This window comes from Caulobacter sp. UNC279MFTsu5.1 (assembly GCF_900114015.1).
GTDB lineage: Bacteria > Pseudomonadota > Alphaproteobacteria > Caulobacterales > Caulobacteraceae > Caulobacter.
The window spans coordinates 20,655-29,245 of the sequence record NZ_FORN01000059.1 but is presented as its reverse complement, the minus strand read 5'-3'; the positions used below and the strand labels follow the sequence as shown (position 1 = coordinate 29,245).

At 70.9% G+C, this 8,591-nt stretch carries 7 protein-coding genes and 1 pseudogene; 3 read left to right on the top strand and 5 right to left on the bottom strand.

Annotation, left to right across the window (positions count from 1 at the left end; genetic code table 11):
- Positions 1-92: 92 nt before the first annotated feature.
- Positions 93-193 (bottom strand): annotated as a pseudogene (locus BM066_RS27180) (hypothetical protein); the annotation flags it as partial.
- Between the two features lie 246 nt (positions 194-439).
- On the opposite strand from BM066_RS27180, the gene BM066_RS23295 reads away from it, so the two are divergent.
- Complete coding sequence (locus BM066_RS23295; protein ID WP_089930657.1) at positions 440-1,222, top strand: thioesterase family protein; 783 nt, start codon at positions 440-442, stop codon at positions 1,220-1,222.
- Positions 1,223-1,248: 26 nt separating this feature from the next.
- Positions 1,249-2,922, top strand: coding sequence for an amidase (locus BM066_RS23290; RefSeq protein ID WP_089930654.1), 1,674 nt, complete (start codon positions 1,249-1,251; stop codon positions 2,920-2,922).
- A gap of 7 nt (positions 2,923-2,929) precedes the next feature.
- On the opposite strand, the gene BM066_RS26590 is transcribed toward BM066_RS23290, so the two are convergent.
- The 4 genes from BM066_RS26590 to BM066_RS23275 are packed head-to-tail and all read right to left on the bottom strand — an operon-like array spanning position 2,930 to position 6,601.
- A complete protein-coding gene (locus tag BM066_RS26590; protein ID WP_177218532.1) occupies positions 2,930-3,097 on the bottom strand; it encodes a hypothetical protein in 168 nt (55 codons plus the stop codon).
- The gene (locus tag BM066_RS23285; protein WP_089930653.1) at positions 3,091-3,630 is read right to left on the bottom strand and encodes a hypothetical protein; all 540 of its coding nucleotides are present in this window, start codon (positions 3,628-3,630) and stop codon (positions 3,091-3,093) included. The genes BM066_RS26590 and BM066_RS23285 overlap by 7 nt, the downstream gene beginning before the upstream one ends.
- A complete protein-coding gene (locus tag BM066_RS23280; protein ID WP_089930650.1) occupies positions 3,627-5,084 on the bottom strand; it encodes a hypothetical protein in 1,458 nt (485 codons plus the stop codon). Before BM066_RS23280 ends, BM066_RS23285 begins: the two co-directional genes overlap by 4 nt.
- Positions 5,081-6,601: a tetratricopeptide repeat protein gene (locus BM066_RS23275; RefSeq protein WP_089930648.1), complete on the bottom strand. Its 1,521-nt coding sequence runs from the start codon at positions 6,599-6,601 to the stop codon at positions 5,081-5,083. Before BM066_RS23275 ends, BM066_RS23280 begins: the two co-directional genes overlap by 4 nt.
- A 218-nt stretch (positions 6,602-6,819) precedes the next feature.
- On the opposite strand from BM066_RS23275, the gene BM066_RS23270 reads away from it, so the two are divergent.
- Entirely contained in the window at positions 6,820-8,589 is a 1,770-nt protein-coding gene (locus BM066_RS23270; RefSeq protein WP_089930646.1) for a vWA domain-containing protein, read from the top strand.
- The last annotated feature ends 2 nt before the right edge of the window (positions 8,590-8,591 follow it).

The following is an 8,591-nucleotide window of genomic DNA, read 5'->3' as shown; positions in this document are numbered from 1 at the left end:
TGAATTGCCCATAGGCCCGCGCCCCCGGCGTCTGGTTTCTCCCGAAAGGGATCGAGACCGGGTCCGGCTAAGCCTCAACAGGGCTGCCCACCGGACGCTGGCGGAAAACGACCGCGCGGAGCGATCGGCTTCGTCGAAACGGTATTTATCAAAGAACTCCGGACGTCGTCCGGCGCTCCGCGTCCCTTTCCATCCGCTCAGCGGCCTGCCGCGTGAGGGCGAGAGATCGTGCCGGTTATCACTTGCCCCCACCTGGCGGCTTCGCCGCCTGTCCGCCCCCAGAGGGGGCGGAGCCTTCGCACCGGCGCTCTTCCCCCTCCGGGGGAAGACGACCGCGTAGCGGTCCGTAGGGGGCAAGCGGGCGGTGCACAGCCCCCCGTTTGACTTCCGTAGCGAAAGAAGACGAACCTTCGCGCACGAAACGACCGAAAGCCCCAGCGTGACGTCCTACACCGACCTGATCGCCGCCATGACCGCCACCGAGGCCGGCTTCGCCGCCCACGTCACCGACGACTGGCGCCAGGGCCGCACCACCTATGGCGGGCTGTCGGCGGCCCTGTGCCTGGAGGCGGCGCTGAAGGCGGTTCCCGACGCCCCGCCCCTGCGCTCGGGCCAGTTCGCCTTCGTCGGCCCGGCGGCTGGCGAACTCGAAATCCGCACGCAGATCCTGCGTCGCGGCAAGTCGACCCTGTTCATGGGCGTTGACCTGGTCGGCGAGCAGGGCCTGGCGACGCGGGCGATCCTGACCTTCGGCGCGGCGCGCGAATCGCGCCTGGCCCATCTCGACCTGCCCGCCCCGGCCGCGGTCGCGCCGGACGAAGCGCCCGACTTCTTCCCCGAGGGACGCGGTCCCAACTTCACCCGGCAGTTCGAGTTCAAGACCGCCGGCGGCGCGCCGATCGGCGCGTCCGGCCCGCCCGACTTCCGGGTCTGGATCCGCCACAAGGACCCGGCCGCCCGCTCCCTGGCCGCCCTGGTCGCCCTGGCCGACGCCTTGCCCCCGGCGGCGATCACCCTGTTCCCCGAGCGCGCGCCGATCTCGACCATGACCTGGGCGCTGGACGTGCTGGCCCAGCCTGCATCGGACGACGACGGCTGGCGGCTGATGAAAAGCCGGGCCGACACCGCGCTCGAAGGCTACAGCGCCCAGGACATGGCCGTCTGGGACCGGGCCGGAACCCCGTTGATCGTTGCGCGCCAGAACGTGGCGGTGTTCATCTGAGGATCTTGCGTATTGGGGGGTGGAGCGTGATCCGGAAGACCTTGTTGATTGCCGGCGCCGCCCTGGCCACGCTGCTCGCCACGACACCCTCAATGGCTAGGCCAAAGCCTAAGGCGGCGGTCGATACGAACGCCCGGACACCCGCTGAATTCCTCAAATCGCTCGACGCCGTCATACCTCCGTCGGAGGAAGGCGGCGCTGTCGTCGCCTTCATTTCTCCTGGCCGTTCGGTCGCCGACGAACAGGCGGCTCAAGGCTCCGGAAAATCCACGGCCCTCGAGAGCGCGCTCGGCGCGCTCGCCAGCTACAAGCTGCTCAACCCCAAGCTCCACGCCGTCATCACCCTGAACTCCCACGCCCTGGCCGACGCCCGCGCCCTGGACGCCGAGCGTCGGGCTGGCAAGCTCAGGGGCCCGCTGCACGGCGCGCCGATCCTGCTGAAGGACAATATCGAGAGCGCCGACGACACCGCCACCACCGCCGGCTCCCTGGCCCTGAAAGACAATATCACCGGCCGCGACGCTCCGCTGGTCAAGCGGCTAACCGACGCCGGCATGGTGATCCTGGGCAAGACCAATCTGTCGGAATGGGCCAACATCCGCTCCAGCCACTCGATCAGCGGCTGGAGCGCGGTGGGCGGCACGGTGCGCAACCCCTATGTGCTGGACCGCAGCGCCTGCGGCTCGTCCAGCGGTTCGGGCGCGGCGGTGGCGGCGGGCCTGGCGCCGGCGGCGATCGGCACCGAGACCGACGGCTCGATCACCTGCCCCGCCGCGATCAACGGCCTGGTCGGCCTCAAGCCTACCGTCGGCCTGGTGTCGCGCACCCACATCGTGCCGATCAGCCACAGCCAGGACACCGCCGGCCCGATGACCCGCACGGTCACCGACGCGGCCCTGATCCTGACCGCCATCGCCGGCTCCGATCCCGCCGATCCGGCCACCAGGGAGGCCGACGCCCGCAAGACCGACTACGCCAAGGGCCTCGACAAGAACGCCCTGAAGGGCGTCACCCTGGCCGTCGCCCGCTTCTACACCGGCTATTCGCCGGGCACGGACGCGGTGTTCGAGCAGGCCCTGAAGGACCTCAAGGCCCAAGGCGCGACACTGGTGGACGTGAAGGACTTCGACGAGGGCCCGATCGGCAAGGCCGAGGGGGTGGTGCTCTACACCGAGCTGAAGGTCGACCTGAACGCCTACCTGGCCTCGACCGACCCGGCCAAGGTCAGGACCCGCACGCTGGCGGACCTGATCGCCTTCAACAAGGCGACCCCCAAGGAGCTGGAATGGTTCGGCCAGGAGAGCTTCGAGAAGGCCCAGGCCACCAAGGGCTATGACGATCCGGAATACATCAAGGCCGTGGCCGACGGGAAACGCCTGGCCGGGCCCGAGGGGATCGACAGGATCCTGAAGGAGACGGGCGCGGTCGCCATCGTCGCCCCCACCACCGGCCCGGCCTGGACCATCGACCCGCTGAACGGCGACCACTACGGCGGCTCGTCCACCACCCTGCCCGCCGTGGCCGGCTATCCGCACCTGACCGTGCCGATGGGCCAGGTCGGCGACCTGCCGGTGGGGCTCAGCTTCATCGGGCCGGCCTGGAGCGAGGCGCGGCTGCTGAACCTGGGCTTCGCCTACGAGCAGGCGACCCATCGCCGGACCGAGCCGAAGTTCCTGCCGACGGTGGCGCCGGAGAAATGACAGGCCCTCACACCTTCGGCCGGATCACATCCACCGGCGGGGGCGGGGGCGTCACCCCCGAGGGGTCCACCGGAACCGGTGGGGGACCGCCCGACGGCGGAACATAGGGATAGCGCGGCGCGCAGGCGCTCAGCGCCAGCAGCAGGGCCCCCGCCAGCAAACCGGCCCTCAGCATCCCGACGGCCCGCCGCGCGCATCCGGTCGCGGTCCCGAGGGCAAGGCGCCGTTCGGCCCCAGGCCCAGCCCTTCGCGGAAGCAGCGATTGTCGGCGCGCGGGTCCCAATACTGGGTCGAGCCGTCCGGGGCGCGGAAGGCCCAGCGCTCGCCCGTGCGGCCGGTCCGGCCGCTGACCGCCATGTCGCCCGGCCCGTCGGAGCTGACGCGATAGGCGTCGCCCGACAGCCGGTCGACGGCGCAGGCCTCGGCGACGCCCGGCCGCGAGAGGTCGCCGCGCAGGGCGGCCGACGAACCGGTGTCGCGGTTGAAGGCGCTGACCTCGGTCTCGCCTTTCCCCCCGACGAACACCTGGGTGCCGGTGGCGCGGTCATAGGTCATCACGTCGGGCGCCTCGCCGGTCAGCGGCGCGCCGCAGGGCACGGGACCGCGCGAACCGCCGCCGGGTGGACCGCGATCCTGGGCCAAGGCGACGCCGCCCAGGCTGGTCGAGGCGATCAGGGCGGCCATCAGGCCGACGGCGAGCTGGCTCATCGCGAGGTTCCCCCTTGCTGAGGCTTGACCGGGACATAGGGCTGCGGCGAACCGGGGCCCACCGGCCCGCCGGCGGCGGCCGAGGCGTCCAGCAGGTCGAGCGACGGATCGGGCGGACCGCCCGCCAGAGCGGGCGCGGCGACGCCAGCGGTGACGACCGCCGCCGGCCAGTAGCCGTCGAAGTCCTGGCGGGCCCGGTCGCGCGGGGTGCGGAACAGCTCCGGCCCCTCGAACCACGGCCGGCAGGTCAGCTTGCCGTCGAAATAGCCGGTGATCAGCGCCTCGCAGCCGCCGGGCCTGGCGTAGACCCGGTTGTCGCGGGCTCGCACCTGGGCGCCGTTGTCGGCGAACAGCCCGGCGCGCATCACCCCGGCGATGGCGTTGTCGGCGGCGTAGACCGTGCCCGAGCCGGCGTAGACGCCGACGTCGGCGGCTTCGAGTTTGCCGTCCAGCACCCGCACGTCGGCGTTCTCGACCACCACCGCCCAGTCGCTGTCGCGGACCACGGGGCGCAGCAGGGTCGTCTCGTCGCCGCCGCCCACATAGATCCCGCGCGAGAAGCCGTCGACATAGAGGCCGTCGATCTGCACCAGCTGCGAGCGGTTCATGCCGGCCAGCACGAAGCCCGCCGAGTTGCGGCTGCGGCTGGAGCCGGTCCAGTCGCCCAGGCGGACGATGCGCATGTCGCGGATGCGGCTGTCGTCGCCGGCCTCGAAGGCCGCGCCGATGGCAGTGGCGGCGACCTCGACATTGTCGGCCATCACCGTGCCGGTCGCCTTGACCACCGCTTGGCGCGTGCGGCCGATGAAGGTGACGCTGGACGCTTCCAGCCGGCTGTCGCCGAGGTCCAGGGCCGAGCCGTCGCCGTCGTAGCGGACGACCACGTTCTTCAGGGCCAGCTCGGTGGCGCGGCCGGTGATGCACGAGGCCGAACCGGCCCGCAGCGCCTCGATCCCCACGCCCTCGATCACCACATAGGCCACGCCCGGGGCGATGCGGATGCAGGGCTGGTCGACCGGCGCGACCAGGATCGGCCGGCCGCGCGCCGGGACGTAGCCATCGACCACGATGGTCACCGAGCGGGTGATGTTCAGGGAGTCGACGCAGGCCCCGCCGCCACGCGAGCGCAGGGTCAGGGTGTCGCCGTCACCAAGTCGCTCCAGCACGTCGCCCACCTCGCCCGGATAGGACCGATCGCAGTCGACCCATGTGCGGTAGCGCCCGCCTCGGCCGTAGCCGTAGCCCGTGCCGTAGCGCGGCTTGAACCGGGGCTTGCGATCGTGCCTGACCCGGCAGCCGCTCGACAGGTTCGGCTCGAGCAGCAGGCCGAAGCAGGGGCGGATCTGCTGGTCGACCTTGGCGTCGGGCGATCCCGCGACGGCGGCCGACGGCAGGACGCCGAGCGCGAGGCCCCCGACCGCCAGGGCCGCGACGAGCGTGCGGAGGCGGATCATCGATAGTCCCTTTCGGCATAGGGCTGGGCCCGCGCCTCGCCGACGGCGCGCGGCGGCCGCGAGACCTGAGAAAGCAGCTGTTGCAGCCGCCACACCGACGGCTTGAAGCCGGCCAGGGCCCCGTCCAGCTGGTAGACCACGGCCTTGGCCCGATCCTGGTCCGCCACGCCCTGCAGGCCCAGCGAGAAGAAGGTCGACATGGCGTACTTGGCCTCGGCCGACCCCTGGCGCTCGGCTTCCTCGTACCAGTGATAGGCCCGGGCGTAGTCGCGCGGCACGCCCACCCCTTCGGAGTACATCACGGCCAGCACCAGCTGGGCCTTGGACGAGCCGTTAACCGCCGCGTACTGCACGGCCCGCACCTTTTCGACGCCCGTCAGACGGCCGGTGGCTGGCCGGCCGATCATGGCCTGGAAGGTCTGGGCGTCGTTGAGGCTCAGCATCCGCTCGTCGAGCAGCGGCGACGGGATCACCCGCAGATAGGCCAGGGATTCGCCGATGTGCACGAAGGGCAGCTCGGGCAGCCGCGCCAGCGCCGCCTCCCTGGCCTCGCCCGACGGATCGCTCTCGTCGGAATGCGGCACGCCGCTGTCCGGCGATTCCGGCGGATAGAACTCGTAGGGCGGGATCCAGCGCTTGGCTTTGGCCTCGACGAAGCCTCCGTAGGACGCGCGCTGCGGCGACGAGCGCTCGAAGTCCTTGAGCATCACATAGGCCGACACGTCGCCGGTCTGCACCGCCAGGTAGTTGTAGAGATAGGCGTCGACGTCGTTGCGGCGGAACAGGTCCAGCGCCGCCGGCGCGCCGGTGCGCTTGGCCGACCCATAGGCCTCGATGGCCTGGAGGTTGTCGGACGGCTCGCCGAAGGGCCCGAAATAGCCGTCGTGCATGCGCGCCAGGGTCCGATAGCCGTCGGCCCCCCGGGTGGACAGGATGTAGATCACGCGGTTGCGGACCTTCTCGCGCTCCTCGGTCGACATCCGCGACAGCAGGCGATCCAGCGCGCCGTAGGCGGCGTGGCGCTCGAAGGCGCGGCAGTCGTCGAATCGCGACAGCGGCCCGTCCTTGCCGCCCCGCCGCTCATAGGCGGCGATCGGCGAATAGCCGCCGGAATTGGCCAAGGCCATGGCGTACCAGACCGCCGCCTCGACGGGATCCTCCAGATTCTTGTCGGCGGCGCGCTGGCCTTCGTAGCGGCGGGCCAGCTCCAGCTGGGCGAAGAAGTCGCCGCGGAAGCCGCCCTGGCGAAAGGTGCGGATTTCCTGCTGCTGCTGATTGAACTGGCCGGAAACGCCCTGGGCGGCCTGCGGGCGCGGACACGCGCTGGCCCGCTTGTGGAACCAGAAGCTGGGTCCGGTGTCGCAGCCGACGAGCGGGATCACCACCGCGGCGACCACCGCTCCGACCGGCGTCCGGCGGATCAGGGTCCAGCGATGTTCGACCAAATAGGCCAGTCCACGCCCCAGCCCATGCCAAGGGGCGGCGAGATGCGAAGCCGCATCGCTGGTCTCGTGCATCGCTCCCCCTCAGCACGCCGTTAACCATGATTTACAAGGCACTCATGTGCTTGGCCGCAGGTACTGTCAAGCTCGCCGAACACCGTTCGCAAGACGGTCATGAAGATGCCCGCCGAAGGACGCCGGTCGCCAGCGAATCCCGCGTTTTCGGTCATGGCCCAGCTTTCGCCACACGGCGCGCGCCAGCATGATGCGCAACCCTGGGAGGACTGAAAGTCATGGCGTCACGCCCCCTTCGCATCCTTGGTTCGACGGCGCTTTCGCTGCTGATCGCCGGTTCGGCCGGAGGCCCCAGCCTGGCCCTCCCGCCCCCCGGCGACGGGGCCGTGACGCCGGAGGCCTGCGCTGCGCTCGGCTACGCCGCGCCGGTCGAGGAAAGCTACGACAGCGTCGTCGTCACGGCGACCAAGCGCACGCGCCAGGACAGGCGAGCGTCCCGGGAGCCGAAGGTTCCATCGCCGGGCCTCGTTGCACCGCCCCCTCCTCCGCCTCCGCCGCCTCCGACGACCTACAGCGCCGCGCAGATCGGCGGCTTCATGCCGCCGTCGCCCCTGCCCGTGCCCCCCGTGCGCGACACCGAGAAATATCCGGGCGCCGCCGCCAACCCGGTCAAGCGCGTGGCCGATGAGCCGGTCTCGACCTTCTCGATCGACGTCGACACGGCCGCCTACGCCAACGTCCGCCGCTTCCTCAACGAAGGCGCCGCCCCGCCGCGCGACGCGGTGCGGGTCGAGGAGCTGATCAACTATTTCGACTACGGCTATGCCCGACCGACCGCCCAGGAGCCGCCGTTCAAGGCGACGATCGCCGTCGTCCCCTCGCCCTGGTCCAAGGATCGCCAACTGTTGCACATCGGCGTCCAGGGCTACGCCGCGCCGCGCGCCGGCCAGCCGCCGCTGAACCTGGTGTTTCTGGTCGACACCTCCGGCTCGATGTCCGGACCCGATCGCCTGCCGCTGGCCCAGAAGGCGCTGAACGTCCTGATCGACCAGTTGCGTCCGCAGGATCGAGTGGCGATCGTGGCCTATGCCGGCTCGGCCGGGGCGGTGCTGTCGCCCACCGACGGGCGCTCCAAACTGAAAATGCGCTGCGCCCTGACGGCGCTGCATTCCGGCGGCTCGACCGCGGGCGGCCAGGGGCTGAAGCTGGCCTACGACCTGGCGCGCCAGAACTTCGACCCGAAGGCCGTCAACCGGGTGATCCTGATGACCGACGGCGACTTCAATGTCGGCATCGCCGAGCCGGCGCGCCTGAAGGACTTCGTGGCCGACCAGCGCAAGAGCGGCGTCTACCTGTCGGTCTACGGCTTCGGCCGCGGCAACTACAACGACACCATGATGCAGGCCCTGGCCCAGAACGGCAACGGGACGGCGGCCTATGTCGACAGCCTGCAGGAAGCCCGCAAGCTGCTGCGCGACGACTTCGACAGCGCCCTGTTTCCCATCGCCGACGATGTGAAGATCCAGGTCGAGTTCAATCCGGCCAGGGTCAACGAATATCGGCTGATCGGCTACGAGACCCGGCTGCTCAATCGCGAGGACTTCAACAACGACCAGGTCGACGCCGGCGAGGTCGGTTCGGGCGCGGCGGTGACGGCGATCTACGAGATCACCCCGGCCGGGGCGACGCCGTCGTCCGACCCGCTGCGCTACGGCGCCAAGCCGCCGCCGGTGACCGGCGGCGACGAGCTGGCCTTCCTGAAGATCCGCTACAAGCCGCCGGGCGGTTCGACCTCGAAGCTGATCGAGCGCCCGATCGGATCCGGCGACGCCCGCGCCAGCCTGGCCGCCGCGCCGGAGTCCACCCGCTTCGCCGTGGCCGTGGCGGCCTATGGCCAGAAGCTGCGCGGCGATCCCTGGGTCGACGCCGGCTTCGACTGGGGCGCGATCACCGACCTGGCCCAGGGCGCGCGCGGCGAGGATCCGTATGGCCTGCGCGCCGAGTTCGTGCAGCTGACCCGGGCGGCCAAGGACGTGAAGGGAAGCTAGCC